The organism is Myxococcus sp. MxC21-1 (assembly GCF_032612255.1).
Taxonomy (GTDB): domain Bacteria; phylum Myxococcota; class Myxococcia; order Myxococcales; family Myxococcaceae; genus Myxococcus; species Myxococcus virescens.
In genome coordinates this window covers 6254113-6276042 of sequence record NZ_CP123278.1, presented here as the reverse complement: position 1 = coordinate 6276042, position 21930 = coordinate 6254113, and the positions used below count along the sequence as shown (strand labels likewise).

Sequence of the window (21930 nt, the reverse complement as noted above, 5' to 3'; positions counted from 1 at the left end):
CCAACGACTACACCCCGCGGGCGCGGGCGCGTTTTCGACTACAGAATTCTGGAGGAAATAATGCGTCAGATTTCCCTTTTGGCGGGGCTCTCCCTCGCCGTCGCCATCATGGGCGGCTGCACCCCTTCCTATCCGAAGTGCAACGAGGACGAGCACTGCGCGGAGAAGGGCGAAGTTTGCGTCCAGGGCCAGTGCCAGGAGTGCGCCACCGACGCCAACTGCCAGGAGGGTTTCACCTGCCAGGCGAACAAGTGCGCCCCCAAGCCGCCTGAGTGCACCACGGACAGCGCCTGTGGCAGCGGCCGCATCTGCGAGGCCGGCAAGTGCGCCGAGGCCCAGTGCCAGCAGGACACCCAGTGCCCCGGCGGCGGCAAGTGCGAGTCCGGCCGTTGCCGGTCCCCGAGAACACCTGCGCGTCCAGCGCTGACTGCGGCGAGGGCCAGGAGTGCCAGGCCGGCCAGTGCGTGACGGCCTCCGCGGACCGCTGCGACTGGAGCCCCATCCCGTTCGGCTTCAACGAGTCCGGCCTGTCCGCGGACGCGCAGCAGCGCCTGTCCGACCTGGCTCAGTGCATGAAGACCGCGCCGGGCCGCGTCACCCTGGCGGGCCACGCCGACGAGCGCGGTACCGAGGAGTACAACCTCCAGCTCTCCAACCGCCGCGCGGCGTCCGTCAAGCGCTACCTGACGGACCTGGGCGTGCCGGCCAGCCAGCTGGGCACGGTGGGCTATGGTGAGACCCGCCCGGTGAACTCCGCTTCGTCCGAAGACGCGTGGTCCGAGAACCGCCGCGTCGAGTTCCAGCGCTAGTCTGAGGTAGGCTGCGCGTGTGATGGCCGTCCAAGAGCCGGAAGCGCGTCAGTCCTATCTCGTCTTCGCCTGTGGCAGTAGCTGGTATGCGGTACCCGCGGAGAGCGCGGCGGAGGTCGTGACCTTCCCCGAGCTCACGCGGGTGCCCGGCGCTCCAGCCCACCTGCTGGGCGTGTTTGCGCACCGGGGTGAAGTCATCCCCGTCGTGGACATGGGCCTGCTGGTGGGCGGCGTCAGTCAGGGTTCCCGAAGGGCGGTGCTCGTGCGCCTGCCGCGTGGGACCCTGGCCCTCACGGCCAGTACAGTGGCCGGCGTCTCCCCGGTGACGGGCACGCTGGAGCCCCTGGGCCCCACGGGCGTCCACGTCCACCTGCGCGGCCCCGCCAAGAGCGGCCCCCGGGACGTGGCCGTCATCGACCCGGAAGGGCTCTTCGACCACCTCAGTCAGGGGACCTGAGTCATGGAGCCGCCGGGCCACGTCCGGGGAATGCTCCTGTGCCATGCCGGTCCCCACCGGCTCGCCTTCCATGCGCACGAGGTGGCCTCCATCGCGTCGCCCTCCGGGCACGCGGCGGCCTCCGCGCGCCGGGCGTTCCATGAGACGGAGGGTTCCGCCCGCGTGCTGGTGTCCGCCTCGGGCGGGGCGGTGGGCGTGGACGCGCTGGAAATCGACGCGGAGCCGCACCGGGTGCTGCCCGCGCCGCTGGTGACGGTGCGCGCGTCGGGGGCAGCCTCCAGGGCTTCGTGATGGCGCGAGGAGCGCTGTGGCCCCTCGTGGGACTGGCGGACTTCGAGCGCTTCCTGCGCGGGCATCCAGGGGAGGGTGCATGACGGTGCCCGGGGGCATGAGGGGCCGGCGCGGTGGACCGCGCGTCCCGCGTTGTTGGGCAGTTCCATGGGCACGGTGCTGGTGCTGCTGCACTGCCAGCTCACCGGCACGGTGCCCGAGGGCACCTGGGGGCCCTTCCTGCTGCTGGTGGGCGTGGCGCTGTCGCTGGCGCTCTGGTTCACCGGCGTCCATGGAAGGCGCGCGCTGCGGGTGCTGTACGCGCTGGGCGAAGGCCGGCTGCCGTCCACGCACGAAGCCCTGCTCAAGGCGTTGCTGGAAGCGCGCTCCTTTCCAGAGCGGAGCTTCGCCTTCGTCCTTCAGTGCTGGCTGTTGGCCTCGCTGGGCGTGGCGCTCGTCTTCGTTCCGCTGGTGGGTGGGACGTGGATGCTGGGGATGCGGCTCGCGCTGATGGGCTTGTTCCTGGGGCCGCTGAGCGCGCTGTTCGTCTACCTGATGGTGGCTCGCCGCGCCCGCAAGGCGGTGGAGTTGGTGGCGGCCCAGGGCTTGTCCCCGCTGGAGGTGGTGGCCACGGCGCCGCCGCGCCGCCTGCACATCCGCCGGCGGATGGTGCTCTTCACCGCCATCGCCGTGCTCAGTCCGTCCTTCTTCATCCTCGACGCGTCGGTGACGCGGGCGATGGACGCGGTGGATGCGATGGTGGGCGCGCCCGCCCACGTGCAGCGCGACGTGGCGGGGCGGGCCAGTGAGACGAGCGGGCTCGCGGTGGCTGGATTGGTCGCGGTGCTGGTGATGATGACGGCCTATGTGGGCGGCGCCGTCATCGCCGAGCCGCTGCGCTCCATCACCGAGGACGCCACGCGCATCGCCCAGGGCGACTTCCGCCCGCCGCGCATCATCGCCGCGGAGGACGAGGTGTGGGCCACCTCCGCCGCCTTCGCGCAGATGCAGACGCAGCTGGGGCAGGCGCTGGCACAACTGCGGCGCGCGGGCCTCCAGATTTCCACCACCACCGAGCAGCTGGTGGCCACGTCCGGTGAGCAGGAGTCCGGCGCGGATGAGCAGTCCGCGTCGCTCAACGTGACGAGCGCCACCACGGAGGAGCTGGCACGTTCGGCGCAGCAGATTGCCGGCAATGCGGAGTCGGTGTCCGCCATCGCCGAGACGACCTTCGCCGCCGCGCAGACGGGACAGCGAGGCGCCGCCGCCTTCCTGGGCGCGATGCAGCGCATGAAGGAGGACAACCAGGCCATCGCGGACGCGGTGGTTCGGCTCAACAAGCGCGTGCAGCAGATTGGCAAGGTGGTGGAGTTCATCAACGAGATTGCCGACAAGTCCGACCTGCTGGCGCTCAACGCCGAGTTGGAAGGCACCAAGGCGGGCGAGGTGGGCCGGGGCTTCTCATTGGTGGCCGCGGAGATGCGGCGCCTGGCGGAGAACGTCATCCGTTCCACGAAGGCGATTGAGCAGCTCATCGCGGAGATTCGCGATGCGACGCACGCCGCGGTCATGGCCACCGAGGCGGGGCTGAAGACGACGGACGCGGGCACGGTGCTGGCCGCGCAGGTGGACGAAAGCCTGAGCCTCATCCTGGAGCTGGCCCGGCAGACGTCCCACGCGGTGCGCAGCATCTCCCTGGCCACGCAGCAGCAGCAGACGGGAACGGACCAGCTGGCGGCGGCCATGGGCGACATCCTCCGCGTCACCGAGCAGAACTTCGCGGCCACCAAGCAAATGGCGGCGGCCAACGCCGACCTGTCCACCCTGGCGCGTGATTTGAAAGACGCGGTGGAGCGCTTCCACGTCGGGCCGGGAGGTGACGCGTGAGCGCGCAGAAGGGCCCCAGGCGGGCCTCCTTCAGCCGGCACCTCATGGCGCCCGTCCCGTTGGCGAACCTGGTGGGCGCGGCGCTCAGCCTGCGTTTCGCCTCACTCACCCTCGCCGAACCGCTGGCGGGCCGGATGGGCTTGATGGGCATCCTGGGCGGCGCGCTCTGCGCGACGGCGCTGGTGTCGGGGGCCGCTGTGTCCCTGGGACGGCAGCGCACCCTGCGCGGGCTGGAGCGTGGGGATGTGCCCACCACGCCGCAGACGCTGGCGTCGGCGGTGGCGGAGGTGACGCGCGCGCCGGACGAGGCCTTCCTGGGCTCGCTGGGACTGTGGCTGGTCACCACGCTGGCCCTGGGCGCGTGCATGTGGCTGGGCGTGGGCGTGGAGTTGGCGGTGGCCGCTCGCATCGCCGCGCTGGGCCTGCTCTTCGGGCCGTTGACCGCGCTGCTCGTGTACTGCCTCGTCGTGCTTCGTTCGCGCAAGGTGGTGCTGTGGCTGGCGGAGCTGGGCATGACGCACGCGCAGCTCATCGAGGCCATGCCCCGGCGCGCGGAGCTGCGTGCGCGGCTGGCGGCCTTCGCCTTCGTGGCGGTGATGACGCCCGCGGTGCTGTCCGCGCAGCTCGCGTCGGCGCTGAGCAACCACATCTTCACCCGGCTCATGGCGGAGCGGGACGTCAGCCGTCAGGTGGTGTTGGCGCAGGAGCTTCGAGTCGAGGCGCTGACGCAGGGCGGAGGGCTGGTGCTGCTCGTCTTCGCGCTGGCGCTGACGGCCGCCTACCTGGGCGGCACCATGCTGGGGCGGCCCCTCCGGGAGCTGTCGCGCGAGGCGAAGCGCATCGCAGAGGGAGACTGGCCAGCCCGCGCGTGGTGCCCGCGGAGGACGAGGTCTGGGACGTCTCCGCGGCGTTCACCACCATGCGCGTGCATCTGGCGGACGTGATGTCGCAGTTGCAGCGCGCGGGCGCGCAGATTTCGGCGACCACGGAGGAGATTCTCACCACGTCGGGACGCTACGAAGCGGGCGCGACGGAGCAGGCCAGCTCGCTGGACGAGACGAGCGCCACCACGGAGGAGCTGGCGCGTTCGGCGCGGCAGATCGCCGAGAACGCGGGCTCGGTGGCGGAGATTGCCCAGCGCACGCTGGGCGCGGCGCAGCAGGGGCAGGGGAGCGCGGAGGCCTTCCTGGGCTCCATGGCGCGCATGCGCCAGGACAACGGCGCCATCTCCTCCGCCGTGGTGCGGCTCAACAAGCGCGTGCAGCAGATTGGCAAGATCGTCGAGTTCATCAACGGCGTCGCCGACAAGTCGGAGCTGCTGGCGCTCAACGCCGAGCTGGAGGGCACCAAGGCCAGTGAGGTGGGCCGGGGCTTCTCGCTGGTGGCGGCGGAGATGCGGCGGCTGGCGGAGAACGTGCTGGAGTCCACGAAGGAGATTGAGGGGCTCATCGAGGAGGTGCGGGAAGCCTCCGCCGCGGCCGTGTCCGCCACCGAGGGCGGCGTGCGCGCGGTGGAGACGGGCACCACGCTGGCGCAGCAGGTGTCCGAGTCGCTGCGGCAGATTGTCGACCTGGCCGGGCAGACGTCCTACGCGGTGCGCAGCATCTCCCTGGCCACGCAGCAGCAGCAGATGGGCACCGACCAGCTCGCCGACACGATGGCGGACATCCTCCGCATCACCCAGCAGAGCCTCAACGCCACCAAGCAGGTGACGACGGCGAACACGGACCTGCTCGTGCTCGCCAGGGACCTGCAGGGCGTGGTGGAGCGCTTCCAGATTGGCCAGGAGCCGCTGGGGGAGGAGGGCGGGTGACCCCGAGCGAGCGCCTGCTCAGGCAGTTCCGGGACCTGGTGACGGTGCGCCTGGAGCGCATCACCCGGTCCTTGATGGAGCTGGAGTCTGGCGCCAGCGCGGAGGCGGGGCGGGGCGTGCTGCGAGAGCTGCACGGCTTGAAGGGGGAAGCCCGGATGATGGGCTTCGATGACGTCAACGTGCTGGTGCACGAGATGGAGGAGCTGGTCCGCTGCACCGAGCCCTTGCGCTACGCGCTCTCACCCGCGTCCACGGATGCGTTGCTGACCACGGCGGACGCCGTGCTCGTGTTCTCCGGGACGCAGGCCGCCGATGAGCCGCCGCCCGCGGTGGAGCGGCTCGTCGCGTGGTTGCAGGAGTGCGTCCGCTCCGAGTCGGTGCGGCTGCCGCCCGGAAGTCTCGCGCCCGTAGAAGGCGCCCCCGCGACTCCGGAGGCCGCTGGCCGCGTAGGAGCCCAAGGTGGCCCCCACTCCGCCGTGCAGACGAACCCGGGGGCTTCTCCGGGGCGGCTGTTGACGGTCCCCGTCGCGGAGGGGAGCCGGCCTCACGTGCCTCCACCGGGCCGGAGCGCGATGCCGAGCCTCGTCTCTCCGCAAGCCTCTGGCGCCGCGGCGTCCTCCGGGGCGGGAGCCCGGGCGGCCTCCACGGCTCCATCGGTGCAGGGGGCCAACGGCCTCACGGCACCCCGACAGCCCGAGTCACGTCCGGACACCGCGGTGCGCATCGGCGTGGAGAGCCTGGACCTGCTCACCAGCGCCGTCACCAACCTCACGCAGGTGGCGCGTCGCCGGGAGCTGGCCAATGCCCGGCGCCGGCCCTGGCCCGTGAGCTGAGCCAGCTTGCTCGCGAGGCGGAAGACCTGGGGCCCGCGGGCGCCGCGTTGGCGGCACGGTTGGGCTCGGCCAAGGAGATGGCCGCGGTCCTCCACCGCGAGTCGAAGCTGCTTTCCAACGCGGAGCTGCGCGACCTGGGCATGCTGGTGGAGGAGGTGCAGACGCTGCGCATGCTGCCGCTCTCCGTCCTCTTCGAGCCCTACCCGCGCATGGTGCGCGACCTGTCCCGCGCGCTGGGCAAGGAGGTGGAGCTGGTCGTCGATGGCGAGGACACTCGCGCCGACCGCGCCGTCGTGGAGGCGCTTCGCGAGCCGTTGATGCACCTGGTCCGCAACGCCCTGGACCACGGACTGGAGACGCGGGTGGACCGCGTCACGGCGGACAAGAAGCCGCGTGGCTGTCTCACGCTGCGTGCCGCTCGAGAGGGCAACCGCATCAACCTCCGTGTCGAGGACGACGGCATGGGCGTGGACCCCGTCCAACTCCGCAAGGTGGCCGTGCGCAGGGGGCTGTTCGACGAGAGCGCCGCCAACGCCCTGTCGGACGCCGCGGCCCGCGAGCTCATCTTCCTGCCGGGCTTCACCTCGCGGGACGTCGTCACCGACCTGTCGGGCCGGGGCGTGGGGTTGGACGCGGTGCGCACCTCCATCCAGGCCCTGGGCGGCGACGTCGGGGTGGAGTCTGCACCGGGCTGGGGCACCATCTTCGAGCTGCGCGTCCCCGTCTCCCTCACCGTGGCCCCGCTGCTCTTCATCCAGGTGGGGACGGAGACGCTGGCCCTGAGCGCCACTCATGTCTCGCGGGCGCTGAAGGTGGACTCGGCGGACCAATGCGAGGTGGCCGGCCGCCCGTCGCTCCTGGTGGAAGGCCGGGTCCTGCCGCTGGCCCCGCTGTCATCATTGCTGGGGCTGGGGCCTCCGCGGCCCGCTCGCGAGGGTGAGCTGGCCCTGGTGGTGAAGAGCCAGAGCGGCGCGGCGGCGCTGGTGGTGGACCGCGTCCTGGAGGAGCGGGTCCAGGCCATCCTCCCCCTGAAAGGCATCCTGGGCCGCTTCGGCCACCTCACCGGGGCCACGTCCCTGGCGGATGGGCGCCTGGCCATGGTGCTCTCGGCGGCCTTCCTCACCGCCAGCGCTCACCAAGGCAATGCCTTGCCGCGTCCTCCCCCATCGGTGGAGCCCGGTCCCGAGGCCCGGCGGCGCCGCATTTTGGTGGTGGATGACTCGCCCCTCACCCGGGAGCTCATCGCCAACCTGCTGGAGGCGGTGGGGTACGACACCGTCATCGCCTCGGACGGCGCGGAGGCCCTGGAGGTCCTGGAGTCGCATCCCGTGGACCTGGTCGTCACGGACCTGGAGATGCCGGGGGTGAACGGCCTGGAGTTGGCCCGGCGCCTGAAGGGGCACCCCGTCCATTCGAGGCTCCCGGTGGTCATCCTCACCACCCGTGGCGGGGAGGAGGACCGGCGGCGGGGGTTGGCGGCTGGGGTGGACGGCTACATCACCAAGGGCGACCTGGTGCGCCAGGACCTGGTGGATGTGGTGCGGCGACTGCTGGGCTGACAGGCCCCTGTATTGGCTGTACCCCGCCGGCGTATCGGCGGGATGGAAGCCATGTGGGTTGAGGGTGAGGGCTGGAGCGGAGGAGGCGAGGAGGGCCGCTGACGGGGGCCGGCCGGTGGGTAGACTGCCGAGCCATCGCGGCGGTGTCGATCAAGCTCACCGCGCTCGAGGACCAGGCCGATGAGTTACGACGTGAGGTGGGTTCGATACGACGACACGCTCCACACGGCGGCGTTCGTCAAGGCAGCCAGCCAGGAGGCAGAAGCGCGCGGAGGACTCGAAGTCGAGTTCAAGCGCGGAGCCGGTGTGACCCGCTTGCTCGTCAAGTTGCCGCGCAGCGCACTCGAGGTGCAACCGGGTGAATCGGAACGGGCCCCGGACGAAGGGGAGTGCTGGGGCGAGATTCACTTCAGCGTCATCCCCTCAGCTCAGCGTGGTTTCGAGGTCCTCCGACACTTTCCGGATGAGCGAGGTTACATCGCGCTCTCGCGCTCCGGAGACGACGTGCTGATGCTGCGCGACGACGGAGTGGTGAGCCGGTGGGACGGCGTGGCCGTTCACGACGGGCCCCGTGTGTCCGAAGGATTCCTCGACGATCTCTGGTCTCCAGAGCCGGGGGTGGCGTGGGTCGTGGGGGACGAGACGTATCACCTCGGTCCCAGCGGCTGGACGCGCGTGGAGACGGGGGCGGGCGTTCCGCTTCATCGGGTCTCCGGTCGCCATGCGCGAGACGTATGGGCAGTCGGAGAAGGGGTTGTCTTTCATTGGGACGGGGCTCAGTGGAGTCGAATCCCTTCACCCGATTTCGGAGTGGGGTATGGCTTGTGGGTCGACGCCGAGGGGGTCTGGCTGACGGGCTCGAACGTGAAACTGCTTCGGCTCGAAGGCTCGCAAATGGTTCCGCTCGAGATTCCAGACGGCGCCAGCGCTGAACACTCCTGGTACGAGGCCATCTTCCGAAGTGGCGGCGAGCTCTGGCTGGCAGCGGAAGGCGAATGCGTTCGCTGGAACCGCGGCGGGGCCACGGTGCTCAGGACCGGCGTCGAGGGCCCCTCTGCCTTTGCAGGTACTTCCTCAGACGCGTTGGTCCTGGTGGGGACTTGCACCTCGGCCTGGTGGGACGGCGGCAACTGGTCGCCCGTCGAATCGCTCACCGAACGGTACGTGGATGCGTGTGTTTACAGCGATGGGTCAATCCTCGCGTCGAATCCGGATGAAGGGCTCACGCGCCTGGTGCCCAGAGGCACGCACGCCGTGCTCTCTGTCAGCTCCGGCTTCAGTTCCAATCGCAACCTATGGCTTTCGATCGCTGAACTCGCCGCCGCGATTGCACGTCGCCTGAGCATGACGGTTCATCCTTAAGTCGACAGAGTTCCGACCGTCCGCGCGCCCTCCCGGTTTTCGCTGGACTGACCCGAGGGGGCGCGCCTCAGGAGAAGCGGACCTTGAACTTCCGCTCTCCCTCGGCGGTGCCGATGAGGATGGGTTGATTCGGCTCCGGGGCCACCACGCCGCCGCCTGCAGTCTCGAACGTGATGACACTGCAGCCGGTCGCGACCCAGCAGGTGCGGCTCACTCCACGGCGAAGTGATAGTTGGAGCCGTAGTCGCTGTCGTAGCTCACGCAGGAGCTGCGGTCCGTGTTGCGGAACCACATCTCCAGGTGGCGGGCGCCGGCCGGAGCGGTGATGGCCGTCGGCACGGACCAGCCGGAGCCGGTGACGGCCGTCTCGTGGATGGGGCCGTTGTCGAAGCGGTACTGCGCGACAATCGCCCAGGCCGGGCCGTTGTATGTCGCGCGACACTCGGGCAGGCGGGCCACGTCGTAGTTGACGATGAACTGCTCGCCGGCGCGCAGCGTGCCCGCTACCGCCTCGTCCCAGTTCGCGTTGAAGGAGAGGGTCGGCGCGCCGATGGCGAAGTGGTAGTTGCTCCCGTGGTTGGAGTCCCAGGCCTGGCAGCCCTGGCTCGAGATGTCGAACCACATCACCAGGGCGCCGCTCAACCCCGCCGGGAGATGCAGGGTGCGCTGGGTGGGGTTGCCGTCCGGCGCGTGGCCGGCCACCCAGAAGCTCACCACCGGGCCGCGGTTCACCTGGACGTGGCCGGTGATGGTCCAGGTCGGGTTGCCCGAGGAGGTGGTGCCCCGGCACTGGGGAAGGCGACTGATGTCGTAGTTGACGACCACCTGCCCGCCCACGGGAATCAGCTCCACCGACGGCGTCTCGTTCCAATCGCCATCGAAGGTGATGGAGGTGGGGGTGGTCTGCGCCGTGGCCGTGGAGGCCACCAGCACCAGCGGGAGGAGGAAGGGAAGAAATCGCCGGACCAAGATGCGCTCCTTTCGAGCGGCAGAGGGGTCGGACGGCGGTATCCCGGCTCCCGCGCATCGGGTCAATGACTTCCCCGCTTATCTATATAGGATGGAAAAAACCATATTGAGGGTGCGAGTCGGAGCGGAGGCGGGCCGCTGAGGGAGGGCTGATCGAGCAGCGAGCCCGGCCGGTGAAGAGGCTGCGCAGCCCCATGGCGTGCCCGCCAGCCCCGGCCACGCGCCCAGGAGGTGCGCGCCAGGGGGCGGGTTCTCTTGGCCGTGGCGGCTCGAGCCTCAACACCACGAGGTATGAGGGGCACCCCGTCCATTCGAGGCTCCCGGTGGTCAGCCTTCACCACCCGTGGGGGGAGGAGGACCGGCGGCGCGGGGGCTGGCCACACCGCCCAGGGCAACCTGATGGATGTGGTGCGGCGACTGCTGGGCTGACAGGCCCCTGCATTGGCTATACTCCCGGGCTCGCGCACGGGGTATGGACAGGGCATGGGCAAGAAAGTGTCGGTGCTGGTGGTCGATGACTCCCTCATCTGCCGACAGCTCATCTGCGAGGCGCTGAGCAAGGACCCCGATATCGAAGTCGTGGGCACCTGCGCGGACGGCAAGCAGGCTGTGGAGATGACCAAGGAGCTGCGTCCCCACGTCATCACCATGGACGTGGACATGCCCGTCATGGACGGGCTCACGGCCACCGAGCACATCATGGCCGAGTGCCCCACGCCCATCCTGGTGCTCACGGCGGACCCGCGCTCACAGGCGCCGGAGCTGACGTACCGCGCGCTGGAGCTGGGCGCGCTCGCCCTGCAAATCAAGCCTGCGATCGACGCCGGGCCGGACGCGTGGAACCTGGTTCGCGAAATCCGGCTGCTGTCCTCGGTGCGTGTCATCCGCCACCTGCGCCGGCCCCAGCGCGGCCCGTTGTTGCCGCCCCGGGTGGCCACGTCGGTGCTGCCAGCGGTGTCCATGGGCGTGGTGGTGGTGGCGGCGAGCACGGGCGGGCCCCAGGTTCTCTTCAAGATGTTGTCGGAGCTGCCCGCGGACTTCCCGGCGCCCATCGTCATCGTCCAGCACATCAACGCCGCCTTCGCGGAGTCCCTGGCGGGGTGGCTGGCCGGGGCCAGCAAGTTGAAGGTGCGGCTGGCACAGGACGGAGAGCCGCTGATGCCGGGGCACGTCCTCATCGCTCCGCCGGGACAGCACACCGTCATCCCCTTCCGGGGACGCGTGGGGATCAAGCTGGGCGTGGAGCGGGATGGGCACATGCCGTCCGGCACGGTGCTGCTGGAGAGCGCCGCTCGCACCTATGGCCGGCGCGCGGTGGGCCTGGTGCTGACGGGCATGGGCGCGGATGGCGCGGATGGCCTGCTGGCCATCAAGCAGGCGGGCGGACTGGCGGTGGCGCAGAACGAGGAGTCCTGCGTGGTGTTCGGCATGCCGGGCGCGGCGGTGGAGCGCAAGGCGGTGGACCACCTCATCCACGGTGACGAAGTCGCTTCGACGTTGGTGCGACTGGCGCGGGGAGAGTCCCTCTCGGTGGGGCGCTGAGCCCGGGTGGCTGACGGCGCGCCATGGTCCGGAGTGCACGCCTTCCTGTCGGCGCGGACGGGGATGGCCCTGAGTGGCCCTCAGGTCCGCCGGCTGGATGAGCGGCTGGCGGCGCGCAGCCAGGGTCTCACGCCGCACCAATACCTGATGTTCCTCCAGTCCCCGTCGGGCGTGACGGACCTGGAGGACCTCATCGCCGCGGTGGTGGTGAACAAGACGGACCTCTTCCGCGACGAGGTGCAGCTCGCCGCGTTTCGAGCGCAGGTCCTCACCCCATTGGTGGCGAGGAATCGGCGGCCCCTGCGCATCTGGAGCGCGGGCTGCGCCACGGGCGAGGAGGTGGCCACGCTGCTCGTCCTGCTCGCGGAGGCAGGGGCCGACCCGGACAGCACGGTGTTGGGGACGGACATCGCCGGGGACACCCTGCGCCGTGCGCGGTGGCTGGCCTACGGCCGGGAGCAGCTGCGCCGCGTCCCACCGGAGCTGCGCTCGCGGTACTTCGTCCGGTCCGGCGCGAAAGAAGCCCTGACGCCCGCGCTGCGGGAGCGCGCGAGCTTCCAGTGCCACAACCTGATGGAGTCGCCGTATCCGGTGGCGCCCGGCGGAGGCGGCTTCGACGTCATCTTCTGCCGCAACGTCCTCATCTACTTCACCGCGGAGGCCTTCCAGCGCACCGTGGAGGCGCTCGCGGGGAGCCGGCGCCCGGCGGCGCGCTGGTGCTGTCCGCGTCCGAGCCGCTGCTCCGGGTGCCGCCAACGCTCCGTGTGCGGCGCGGCGAGCAGGCCTTCTTCTACGTCCGGCCGGAGGAAGGGGCGTCCGAGCCGCCGCCAGCCCCGCGCTCCTGGAACGACGCTGTGTCACCTTCAAGGAAGCGTGGCACGACCCTGCCCCCAGGCCGAGCCCCCGCGCGCGCTCGCACCGAGGCTCACCATGGGCTTTCTGTCCCGGCGCCCCTGGAGGTGGGGGACGTCCGGGGGCCCGTGGCCACCGCGCCCGAGCCCAGCCCGGAGGCCTGCGCGGAAGCAGACCTCCTCTTCGCCTGCGTGCTGGATGGCGCCGCCTCGGGTGTCTCCGACGCCGTGGCGGAGCAGGACCTGCGTCGCTGCCTGACGCTGGACCCGGACCACGCCGCCGCCCGGTATCTGCTCGGGCTGCTCCTGGAGCAGTGCCGGCGCACCGCCGAGGCTGCCGCCGAGTACCGCCGGGCCTTTCAGGCCCTGGAGTCGGGCCGCTCGCGCCCCGTGGCCTTCTTCCTCAACCCCGACCGCCTCCGGGTGGCCTGCGCGCATGCTGCCGAGCGGCTGGAGTTTTCCATCCAGAAGCGGTGACCGGCCAGCCGGGCAGGCCTTGGCGGGAGCCCCAACGGGACGAGAGAAGTCCGGACGGGCAGGGCGTTTGCGCCTAAGATGGCGCCCGATGCGAAGCTTGGCGCTGATATCCCTGCTGGCCCTCCCTGGTTGCTTCTATCCCGCTGACCGCGGCCGTGCCCTCGAGGCGAAGGTCGACCGGCTCGGCACCGACTCCGCCCAGATTCAGACGGAGCTGAAGGAGACGCGCGAGCAGCTCGCCGCCACGCTCCCGAAAATCGACGAGAAGGTCGCGGAGGTCACCAAGGCCCTCAAGGGGCTGGACACCGCGGCGCGCCGCAAGGACGCGGACATCGGCGTGCAGTTCCAGAAGACCGTCGAGGACCTCGCCCAGCTTCGTGGCCAGGTGGAGACGTACCTCCACAAAATCACCGAGCTGGAGACGGCGCTGGCCGCGCAGGACCAGAAGCTGGTCGCCATGCAGGGCGAGGCGGCGCTGAAGGAGGCCGAGGCGAAGAAGAAGGCCGAGGAGCTCAAGCGCCCCACGGACAAGAAGGAGTTCCTGGCGCTCGCCAAGGCGAAGGCCAAGGCCGGCGACGTGCTGCTGGCGCGCCAGCTCTACAACGAGTTCATGAAGAAGTGGGCCAAGGACCCGCTGGTGGGGGACGCCCACTTCGGCCTCGGTGAGACGTACTTCTCCGAGTCCAAGTGCCGCGAGGCCCTCTTCGAGTACGGCAAGGTGCTGCAGGACTTCCCGAAGGCGGAGTCCGCGCCGGAGTCGTACCTGCGCTCGTCGGACTGCTTCGCCCAGCTGAAGATGAAGGAGGAGTCGCGGCTGGCGCTGGAGGAGCTCATCAAGAGCTACCCGAAGTCCGCCGAGGCGAAGACGGCCAAGGAGCGCATCGCCGAGCTGGACAAGAAGGCGGCGCCGGCCAAGAAGGGCAAGAAGTGAGCCCGCGTCCGGTGAAGCTGGCCGCGCTGGCGCTGCTGCTCCTGCTGCCCCTGGTGGCGGGCGCGGCGCCCAAGCAGCTCGTCCTCCTCTTCACCGGAGACAATGGGGGCGAAGTCGCCCCCTGTGGTTGAAGGCACAACCCATCTGGCGGTCTGGCCAGACGAAAAGTCGCGATTGAGAAGGAGCGCAAGCAGGGCACGCCCGTGCTGGTGCTGGACGCCGGCAATGCGCTCTTCAAGAGCCGGGACAGCGCGCAGGCCCCGGATGCCCGGGCGCGCGCGGAGCTCGTGCTGTCGCAGATGGACGCGCAGGGCACCGCGGCCATGGCCGTGGGCGCGCGCGACCTCGGGTTCGGCGTGGGCTTCCTCAAGAAGCAGACGCGGCAGGCGAAGCTGAAGCTCCTGTCGGCGAACCTCGCGGACGCGCAGGGCAAGCTGCTGTTCCCCGCCTCGCTGGTGACGACGGTGGGCGGCGTGAAGGTGGGCGTGGTGGGCGTCTCTCCCGCCATGGCCAAGCCCACCCCGGTGGGGCTCGCCGTTCCGGGCCAGCCCCAGGAGCAGGTGCAGGGCCTGCCGGTGCAGCCCGCCGTGGCCGCCGAGGCGAAGCGCCTGCGTGAGAAGTCGAAGGTGGACCTGGTGGTGGTGCTCGCGGCGGTGCCCCACGCGGAGGCGCTCCAACTGGCCGACCAGGTGGAGGGCGTGGACTTCGTGGTGCAGTCCCACGAGGGCCGGGGGCAGGGCATCGCCCAGCGGCAGGCGCTGGCCACGGTGATTGCTTCCGGGGCCCGGGGCCGCGAGCTGGCGAAGCTGGTGCTCCAGTTGGAGGGGACGGGCCGCTTCGCCGACGCCTCCGTGCAGGAGCGCACGCGGCAGCAGCTGCGCCTGCTCGAAGGCAACCTCACCCGGGCGAAGGCGCGGCTGGCGGGGACCCAGGACCCGGCCGAGAAGCGGCCCCTGGAGGCGACGATTGCCCGCCTGGAAGCCTCGCGGGCGGCCTACCAGAAGGAGCTGGCCGGCGGCGCAACGGACGCCGGGCGCACGCATCTGTTGTCGTACATCCAGCTTGGCAGTGACGTCCCGGCGGATCCGGTCGTCCAGAAATGGGTGGAACGCGTCGAGCCCCCCGGCTCGGCGGCCCATTGAGCCGTGCTGGCCTTGTGAAGCGGTCCAAGCGCCATTATAAGCGCCGACCATCCCTCAGCGCCGGACCTCCTACCCGTCAGCGGGTGGGGGCAAGGCATACTGGAGCGTGTCATGAAGCCTGAAATCCATCCCGTCTACCCGCCGTCCCGCGTGACCTGCATGTGCGGCAACGTCGTGGAGACGAAGTCCACCCGCGGCTCGTTCTCGGTGGAAATCTGCTCGAACTGCCACCCCTTCTTCACGGGCAAGTACAAGCTCGTGGACACGGCCGGCCGCATCGACCGCTTCCGCAAGAAGTACGGCGCGTCGCCGACCTCCGCCAAGAAGGCGTAGGCCGCGGGGCCACACACGGGCCCCGCCACAGTCCAGGCAGTACCCGTCGAGCAGGGTGTCGGAGGGCCTCCACGAGAGGCGCTCCCGCCCTGCTCGCGGCGCTTCTACGGCCTGAATCACCCGTCAAGTTTCAGGGTGCTACAGGCCAGAAATTAGACGTAGCACCGAAGCGACCGCACAGTCCGCCGCGTCCACGACGAAGAGTCCGACGGAGGCGAGATGTCCGCGCACGCTGCAGCAGCCCCTTCCCTGAAAGTCGTCCGCCGTTCGCTCAACGAGAGCGTCTACGCGAAAGGGGAGGCCTATACGCTGCTGCACGGTGACAGCCTGGAGCTCATGTCGCAGTTCGAGCCCCAGACGTTCGACATGATTTTCGCCGACCCGCCGTACTTCCTCTCCAACGGCGGCACCACCTGCAAGGGCGGCAAGCGCGTCTCGGTGGCCAAGGGCGGCTGGGACGTGTCGCGCGGCGTGGAGGAGGACCACAAGTTCACCACCGAGTGGCTCGCGGCCTGCCAGCGCCTGCTCAAGCCCACCGGCACGCTGTGGGTGAGCGGCACGCAGCACGTCATCTTCAACGCCGGCTTCGCGATGCAGAAGCTCGGCTACAAGCTGCTCAACACCGTCACCTGGTTCAAGCCCAACGCGAGCCCCAACCTGGCGTGCCGCTACTTCACGCACTCCACGGAGCTGCTCATCTGGGCCTCGCCGAAGTCCGGCGGCAAGCTCCAGCACACGTTCAACTACTCGCGCATGAAGGCGGAGAACGGCGGCAAGCAGATGCGCGACGCCTGGGCGCTGCCGCCCTCCGGTGACGCCGAGCTGACGGCGGACGGCGAGGGCCGGATGTGGACGCTCACCGTCCCGCGCGGCGGCGAGGAGAAGGCCTTCGGCAGCCACCCCACGCAGAAGCCGGTGGCGTTGCTGGAGCGCATCCTCGAGGCGAGCTGCCCCCCGGACGCGCTCGTGCTGGACCCCTTCAACGGCAGCGGCACCTCGGGCGTGGCGGCCCTCAAGCTGGGCCACCGTTACGTGGGCATCGACATGGACGAGAAGTACCTCGCCCTGTCGGAGAAGCGCCTGAACGCGGCGGCCTCGAAGTAGTCCCGTCCTGCTCGCGCGTCCTCAGGCGCGCGAAAGGATGAGCTCCACGCCCTGACGGGCGATGGGGTGGTAGCGCTCCCCGTGCTTCTTGAAGAGCGCGCGCGCCAGACTCCGGTGCGCATGCGACGCGGAGAGCACCCCATATAGCGGCTTGAGGTACTTCATCCGGCCCACCTCGCCGAGGAACGTCTCGGTGCGAGCCACGGCCGGCTCCCAGCCCGCGCGCAGCGCCGACACCAGCCACGCCACCAGCACCTCCGAGTTGCGGCTCTGGGTGAGGCTGAAGCGCGCGTCGAGCTGCTGGAAGACGTCTCGCGGCGTCTCCTGGGGCAGTGACTCCAGGTAGAGCTGCCACTCGGCCGGCGTCCAATCCTTCGCCTGCTCCGGCGTGGGCACCTTGCCTCGGAGCGCGTCCATGGTTTCCAGCCGCAGCGAGCGCGGTGACGGCGCCCCCGGGGGCACGCCGGGCCGGTGCAGGTACGCCTCCGCGTCCACCTTGGTCAGCACGCCGGGCAGCTCCTTCTCCGCGAAGGCGACGAACTCCTCGGTGGTGAGCGCGCGGAAGCGGTAGGTGGCGGTAGCGGCGGAGGAACTCGTCGAAGGCGGGCCGCCCGGCCGCGTCCTCCATGGCGCGCAGCAGCAGGTAGCCCTTCTCGTAGGGAATCTGGGAGAAGGCCTCGTCCGGGTCCACGCCGGCGGTGGGTGCGCAGCGACGTCAGCTGCGGGTGCGCGCGGAAGTGCTGCAGCGCGGAGTCCAGCGCGCGGCGGCCCAGCGCGCCGTGCAGCGCCGACACCTCCGGACCCTCCAGGACCTCCAGGATGCGGCGCTCGGCGAAGACGGTGAAGCCCTCGTTGAGCCAGAAGTGCTCCGCGGAGGCGTTCGTCACCAGGTTGCCCGTCCACGAGTGCGCCAGCTCGTGCGCCACCACGTTGACCAGGCTCTTGTCTCCGGTGATGAGCGTGGGCGTGAGGAACGTCAGGCGCGGGTTCTCCATGCCGCCGTAGGGGAACGAGGGCGGCATGGTGAGCAGGTCGAAGCGCTCCCAGTCATAGGGCCCGAAGAGCGACTCGGCGGCGCGCAGCATGTCGTCCACGCCGGAGAACTCCTCCGCCGCGTCCTCCAGCAGCTCCGGCTCCGCCCACACGCGCGAGCGCGGCCCCAGCTCCTTCGGCGCCGGCTGCCCACCGCGAAGGCCAGCAGGTACGGCGGCACCGGCTGGGGCATCTCGTAGTGCTCCTCCGCCTCCACGCCGTGCTCCTCGCGCCGCAGGAAGCTGGCGGCCATGACGGCCTTGAGCGCCTTGGGAATCCGTAGCGACGCGGTGTAGCGGATGCGGATGCGCGGCGTGTCCTGGAGCGGCACCACGCTTCGGGCGTGGATGGCCTGGCACTGGCTGTAGAGGAAGGGGTGCTTCCCTCCGGCTGTCTGGGAGGGCGTCAGCCACTGGAGCGCGCTGGCGTGCGGCGCCGTGCGGTAGCGCACGGTGAATTGCCGCAGTCCCACCGGCAGCTCGATGCGCAGCCGGCTGCCGAGAATCGGCTCGGAAGGGGAGAGGATGTAGGGCAAGGGACGACCCGCGGCGTCGACGACGTCACGGATTTCCAAATCCCGGGTATCCAGGTCCAGTGGCCCGGCCGAGGCTTCCTTGAGGGTGTGGGTGACCTCCGCGTGCAGCCGCTGCGTCTTGAAATCGACGCGGGCCCTCCAGTCCAGGGTTTCCGTCTCAGGCTGCGTGCTGTCGTTGTACGAGTGCGGGTCGAGGCGAGCCATGGAGGGCCGGTATCTAGTCGGCTTGTCCTCTGGTGGCGAGTGTCCTGGCCGTCCGAACCGATTGACTTTCGGGTCAATCGCCTACATTTGTGCAATCCCCTCCTTCCCAACAGGGAGCCTTTTCCACATGACGACGCGGATCCGCAAAGTGGCTGTGCTGGGCGCCGGAGTAATGGGCAGCGGCATCGCCGCGCACCTGGCCAACTCGGGCGTGCGCGCGCTCCTCCTGGACATCGTTCCGCCCAAGGCCGCGCCGGGCGAGGACACCTCCTCGAAGGCGTTTCGCAACAAGTTCGCCCAGGGCGCGCTGGCCAACCTGCGCAAGCAGAAGCCGAGCACCATCGTCTCTGGTGAGGTCTTCACCAACATCGAGGTCGGCAACTTCGAGGACGACCTGCACCGCATCGCCGAGTGCGATTGGGTGGTGGAGGTGGTGAAGGAGGACCTGAAGATCAAGCAGGACCTGTTCGCCAAGGTGGAGAAGCTCATCCGCCCGGGCACCATCGTGTCGTCCAACACCTCCGGCATGTCGATTGTGGGGATGACCGAGGGCCGCGGCGCGGAGTTCAAGAAGAACTTCCTCGTCACGCACTTCTTCAACCCCGTCCGCTACATGAAGCTGCTGGAGCTGGTGGCCGGCAAGGAGACTGCCCCGGAGGTGCTCAAGACGCTGCACCGCTTTGGCGAAGAGGTGCTGGGCAAGGGCATCGTCTACGGCAAGGACACCACCAACTTCATCGCGAACCGCATTGGCGTGTACGGGATGATGCGGACCATCGCCGCCATGGACAAGGCGGAGCTGTCCATCGAAGAGGTGGACAAGATTTTCGGCCCGGCCATGGGCCGTCCCAAGTCCGCCGTCTTCCGCACCGCGGACATCGTGGGCCTGGACACGTTCACCCACGTGGCGAAGAACTGCTACGACACGCTGACGCACGACGAAGAGCGTGACGTGTTCGCCAGCCCCGCCTTCCTCCAGAAGATGGTGGAGAAGGGCATGCTGGGCGACAAGAGCGGCGGCGGCTTCTACAAGAAGCAGGGCAAGGACATCCTCGCGCTCGACCTGAAGACGCTGGAGTACCGGCCGCAGGCGAAGGTGCGCTACGAGTCGCTGGGCGCCGCGCGGGACATCGAGGACGTGCGCGAGCGCGTGGCCTCGGTGATGAACGCCGAGGACAAGGCGGCGAAGTTCGCCGAGGGCGTCACCCTGGACGTGCTGGCCTACACCAGCCGCCGCATCCCGGAGATCGCCGACGACGTGGTCAACGTGGACCGCGGCGTGCGCTGGGGCTTCGGTTGGGACTTGGGGCCCTTCGAGGTCTGGGACGCCTACGGCGTGAAGAAGGGCGTGGAGCGGATGAAGGCCCTGGGCCTGAAGCCGGCCGCGTGGGTGGAGGAGATGCTGGCCGCGGGCCGCACGTCCTTCTACGGCGTGGAGAACGGCAAGGACACGTACTGGGACATCCCGTCCAAGTCCGTGAAGGTGGTGCCGGAGAACGCCCGCACGCAGCGCGTGGAGTACCTCAAGCGCGGCAACAAGAAGATCGCCGGCAACGACGGGGCCACGCTGTGGGATTTGGGCGACGGCGCGACGCTGCTCGAGTTCCACACGAAGATGAACTCCATCGATGACCAGATCATCGAGATGATGAACACCGCGCTGGACGAGACGGAGAAGAACCACAAGGGCCTCGTCATCGGTAACGACGGCTCCAACTTCTCCGCGGGCGCGAACATCGTGGCGCTGCTGTGGGCGGCCAAGAGCGGCGAGTTCGAGTCCATCCGCAAGCTGGTGACGGGCTTCCAGGCAGTCAATCAGCGCATGCGCTACAGCCCGGTGCCGGTGGTGACGGCGCCCTTCAACCTCACGCTCGGCGGCGGCGCCGAGGTGACGATGGGCGGCAACGCCATCCAGGCCAGCGCCGAGCTGTACATGGGCCTGGTGGAAGTGGGCGTGGGCCTCATCCCGGGCGGCGGCGGCAACATGCAGCTGCTGCGCAACGTGTACGGCCCGTTCGGCACGGACAAGGACTTCGACTTCTTCCCCTTCCTGAAGAAGATCTTCCTCACCATCGGCATGGCGAAGGTCGCCACCAGCGCCGAGGAGGCCCGTGAGTCGGGCTTCCTGACGCAGGCGGATGGCATCAGCGCCAACCGGGACTTCCTGTTGTCCGACGCGAAGGCCCGCGTGCTGGGCATGGCGGACGCCGGCTTCAAGGCGCCCCGTCCCACGCGCTTCCGCCTGCCGGGCACCAGCGGCGCGGCCACCATCGACATGATGCTCTACGACATGGAGCTCAACGGCCAGGTGAGCGCGCACGACCGGAAGATCGCCCAGAAGCTGGCGAAGGTGCTGACGGGTGGCAACACCAGCCCGTCGCTGCTCGTGACGGAAGAGCGCTTGCTGGAGCTGGAGGCCGAGGCCTTCCTGAGCCTGTGCGGCGAGGAGAAGACCCAGGACCGCCTGCAGCACATGATCGAGAAGGGCAAGCCGCTGCGGAACTGACGGCCGGCCAGTATCCATAGGCTACTGAACCTGAGATTCGCTGAATGCCCGGGTGCCCCCCGGGCAAGGAGACATCAAAATGGCTGGTCGAGTCGTGATTGCCAGCGCGGTCCGCACGCCCTTCACCCGCGCGCACAAGGGAGAGTTCAAGGACACCCGGCCGGATACCCTGGCCGCTGTCGCCATCAAGGAGGCCGTTGCCCAGGTCCCGGGCCTGAAGCCGGAGGACATCGGTGACGTCGTCCTGGGCTGTGCCATGCCGGAGGCCGAGCAGGGCATGAACGTGGCCCGCGTGGCCACGCTGCTGGCGGGCCTGCCCGTCACGGTGCCCGCGATGACCATCAACCGGTTCTGTTCCTCCGGTTCGCAGGCCATCGCCCAGGTGGCCCAGGCCATCCAGGCGGGGATGTACGACGTGGGCATCGGCGGTGGCACCGAGTCCATGACGATGGTCCCCATGGGCGGCAACAAGGCGAGCGCGAACCCCGAGGCCATGGAGCGCCTGCCGGAGATCTACACCTCCATGGGCGCCACGGCGGAGAACATCGCGTCGCGCTACGGCGTGTCGCGTGAGGACTCGGACAAGTTCGCCGCCGAGAGCCAGCGCCGTGCCGCCACCGCGCGCGAGCAGGGCAAGTTCAAGGAGGAGATCGTCCCCGTCACCACGACGTACTACGACGACGACGGCGTGGCGCAGAACGTCACCGTCACGGTGGACACCATCCTCCGCCCGGAGACGACGGTGGAGGGCCTGGCCAAGCTGCGCCCGGCCTTCAACCCCAAGGGCGTGGTGACGGCCGGTAACGCGTCGCCGCTGACGGACGGCGCCGCCGCCGCGGTGGTGATGAGCGAGGCCAAGGCGAAGGAGCTGGGCGTCAAGCCGCTGGGCTACTTCATCGACGCCGCGGTGGCGGGCGTGCCCCGGAAATCATGGGCATCGGCCCGGTTCCCGCAGTCCGCAAGCTGCTGGAGAAGAACAAGCTTAAGGTCGAGGACATCGACGTCTTCGAGCTGAACGAGGCCTTCGGCGCGCAGGCGCTGTACTGCGTGCGCGAGCTGGGCATCCCCGTCGACAAGGTGAACCCCAACGGCGGCGCCATCGCCCTGGGTCACCCGCTGGGCGTCTCCGGCGCGCGCATGGTGGCCACCATCCTGCGCGAGCTGAAGCGCCGCAACGGCCGCTACGGCGTCGTCTCCATGTGCATCGGCGGCGGCATGGGCTTCGCCGCCCTCATCGAGGCGCCCAAGTAGTCACCGCTTCGACGTGAGCCACTGATTCAATCGCGGGCCTCGGGGGAAACCCCGGGGCCCGTG

The 21930-nt window shown here is 69.7% G+C and carries 14 protein-coding genes and 6 pseudogenes; 17 read left to right on the top strand and 3 right to left on the bottom strand.

Going from position 1 to position 21930, the window contains the following annotated elements:
* Positions 1-60: 60 nt before the first annotated feature.
* The 8 genes and pseudogenes from QEG98_RS42245 to QEG98_RS27530 all read left to right on the top strand — a co-directional run bounded on the left by QEG98_RS42245 (position 61) and on the right by QEG98_RS27530 (position 8990).
* Positions 61-468, top strand: a complete 408-nt coding sequence (locus QEG98_RS42245) for a hypothetical protein (protein ID WP_410477853.1) — start codon at positions 61-63, stop codon at positions 466-468.
* Positions 465-809: an OmpA family protein gene (locus tag QEG98_RS42240; RefSeq protein WP_410477852.1), complete on the top strand. Its 345-nt coding sequence runs from the start codon at positions 465-467 to the stop codon at positions 807-809. Before QEG98_RS42245 ends, QEG98_RS42240 begins: the two co-directional genes overlap by 4 nt.
* A 22-nt stretch (positions 810-831) precedes the next feature.
* A complete protein-coding gene (locus QEG98_RS27555) occupies positions 832-1266 on the top strand; it encodes a chemotaxis protein CheW (protein WP_163884324.1) in 435 nt (144 codons plus the stop codon).
* A gap of 3 nt (positions 1267-1269) precedes the next feature.
* Positions 1270-1557 carry a protein CrdC gene (locus QEG98_RS27550; RefSeq protein ID WP_410477851.1) on the top strand — a complete coding sequence of 96 codons (288 nt, stop codon included), beginning with the start codon at positions 1270-1272 and terminating at the stop codon, positions 1555-1557.
* Between the two features lie 79 nt (positions 1558-1636).
* Positions 1637-3423 (top strand): annotated as a pseudogene (locus QEG98_RS27545) (methyl-accepting chemotaxis protein).
* Positions 3420-5236 (top strand): annotated as a pseudogene (locus QEG98_RS27540) (methyl-accepting chemotaxis protein). The pseudogenes QEG98_RS27545 and QEG98_RS27540 overlap by 4 nt, the downstream one beginning before the upstream one ends.
* Positions 5233-7628, top strand: a pseudogene (locus QEG98_RS27535) (response regulator). The pseudogenes QEG98_RS27540 and QEG98_RS27535 overlap by 4 nt, the downstream one beginning before the upstream one ends.
* Positions 7629-7808: 180 nt before the next feature.
* The gene (locus QEG98_RS27530) at positions 7809-8990 is read left to right on the top strand and encodes a hypothetical protein (RefSeq protein ID WP_316563389.1); all 1182 of its coding nucleotides are present in this window, start codon (positions 7809-7811) and stop codon (positions 8988-8990) included.
* A 67-nt stretch (positions 8991-9057) separates the two neighbouring features.
* On the opposite strand, the gene QEG98_RS27525 is transcribed toward QEG98_RS27530, so the two are convergent.
* Both QEG98_RS27525 and QEG98_RS27520 read right to left on the bottom strand, forming a co-directional pair.
* Positions 9058-9204 (bottom strand): hypothetical protein, encoded by a 147-nt coding sequence (locus QEG98_RS27525; RefSeq protein WP_316563388.1) that lies wholly within the window; start codon positions 9202-9204, stop codon positions 9058-9060.
* A complete protein-coding gene (locus tag QEG98_RS27520) occupies positions 9201-9959 on the bottom strand; it encodes a DUF6209 family protein (protein WP_316563387.1) in 759 nt (252 codons plus the stop codon). The genes QEG98_RS27525 and QEG98_RS27520 overlap by 4 nt, the downstream gene beginning before the upstream one ends.
* 483 nt (positions 9960-10442) lie before the next feature.
* On the opposite strand from QEG98_RS27520, the gene cheB reads away from it, so the two are divergent.
* From cheB to QEG98_RS27485, 7 genes and pseudogenes are all read left to right on the top strand, one after another.
* The gene (gene cheB, locus QEG98_RS27515) at positions 10443-11501 is read left to right on the top strand and encodes a chemotaxis-specific protein-glutamate methyltransferase CheB (RefSeq protein ID WP_090491608.1); all 1059 of its coding nucleotides are present in this window, start codon (positions 10443-10445) and stop codon (positions 11499-11501) included.
* 6 nt (positions 11502-11507) lie between these two features.
* A pseudogene (locus tag QEG98_RS27510) lies at positions 11508-12829 on the top strand (CheR family methyltransferase).
* 88 nt (positions 12830-12917) lie between these two features.
* Positions 12918-13760: a tetratricopeptide repeat protein gene (locus QEG98_RS27505; RefSeq protein WP_171410113.1), complete on the top strand. Its 843-nt coding sequence runs from the start codon at positions 12918-12920 to the stop codon at positions 13758-13760.
* Positions 13757-13891: a hypothetical protein gene (locus QEG98_RS27500; RefSeq protein ID WP_002634075.1), complete on the top strand. Its 135-nt coding sequence runs from the start codon at positions 13757-13759 to the stop codon at positions 13889-13891. The genes QEG98_RS27505 and QEG98_RS27500 overlap by 4 nt, the downstream gene beginning before the upstream one ends.
* A gap of 72 nt (positions 13892-13963) precedes the next feature.
* Positions 13964-14902: a 5'-nucleotidase gene (locus QEG98_RS27495; protein ID WP_316563386.1), complete on the top strand. Its 939-nt coding sequence runs from the start codon at positions 13964-13966 to the stop codon at positions 14900-14902.
* Positions 14903-15013: 111 nt separating this feature from the next.
* On the top strand, positions 15014-15235 hold the full coding sequence (gene rpmE / locus QEG98_RS27490; RefSeq protein WP_011555112.1) for a 50S ribosomal protein L31: 222 nt from the start codon (positions 15014-15016) through the stop codon (positions 15233-15235).
* Positions 15236-15454: 219 nt separating this feature from the next.
* Entirely contained in the window at positions 15455-16339 is an 885-nt protein-coding gene (locus QEG98_RS27485) for a site-specific DNA-methyltransferase (protein ID WP_316563385.1), read from the top strand.
* Positions 16340-16360: 21 nt separating this feature from the next.
* Here the strand turns inward: QEG98_RS27485 and QEG98_RS27480 are convergent.
* Positions 16361-18110 (bottom strand): annotated as a pseudogene (locus tag QEG98_RS27480) (M1 family metallopeptidase).
* Between the two features lie 127 nt (positions 18111-18237).
* On the opposite strand from QEG98_RS27480, the gene QEG98_RS27475 reads away from it, so the two are divergent.
* Positions 18238-20616, top strand: a complete 2379-nt coding sequence (locus tag QEG98_RS27475; RefSeq protein WP_316563384.1) for a 3-hydroxyacyl-CoA dehydrogenase/enoyl-CoA hydratase family protein — start codon at positions 18238-18240, stop codon at positions 20614-20616.
* 79 nt (positions 20617-20695) lie between these two features.
* A pseudogene (locus QEG98_RS27470) lies at positions 20696-21867 on the top strand (thiolase family protein).
* Positions 21868-21930 lie beyond the last annotated feature (63 nt).

Excerpts from the sequence above, each read along its gene's own strand:
- QEG98_RS27485 (WP_316563385.1), top strand. The coding sequence starts at position 15,455 with ATGTCCGCGCACGCTGCAGCAGCCCCTTCCCTGAAAGTCGTCCGCCGT.
- QEG98_RS27475 (WP_316563384.1), top strand. The coding sequence starts at position 18,238 with ATGACGACGCGGATCCGCAAAGTGGCTGTGCTGGGCGCCGGAGTAATG.
- QEG98_RS42245 (WP_410477853.1), top strand. The coding sequence starts at position 61 with ATGCGTCAGATTTCCCTTTTGGCGGGGCTCTCCCTCGCCGTCGCCATC.
- rpmE (WP_011555112.1), top strand. The coding sequence starts at position 15,014 with ATGAAGCCTGAAATCCATCCCGTCTACCCGCCGTCCCGCGTGACCTGC.
- QEG98_RS27550 (WP_410477851.1), top strand. The coding sequence starts at position 1,270 with ATGGAGCCGCCGGGCCACGTCCGGGGAATGCTCCTGTGCCATGCCGGT.
- QEG98_RS27555 (WP_163884324.1), top strand. The coding sequence starts at position 832 with ATGGCCGTCCAAGAGCCGGAAGCGCGTCAGTCCTATCTCGTCTTCGCC.
- QEG98_RS27505 (WP_171410113.1), top strand. The coding sequence starts at position 12,918 with ATGCGAAGCTTGGCGCTGATATCCCTGCTGGCCCTCCCTGGTTGCTTC.
- cheB (WP_090491608.1), top strand. The coding sequence starts at position 10,443 with ATGGGCAAGAAAGTGTCGGTGCTGGTGGTCGATGACTCCCTCATCTGC.
- QEG98_RS27530 (WP_316563389.1), top strand. The coding sequence starts at position 7,809 with ATGAGTTACGACGTGAGGTGGGTTCGATACGACGACACGCTCCACACG.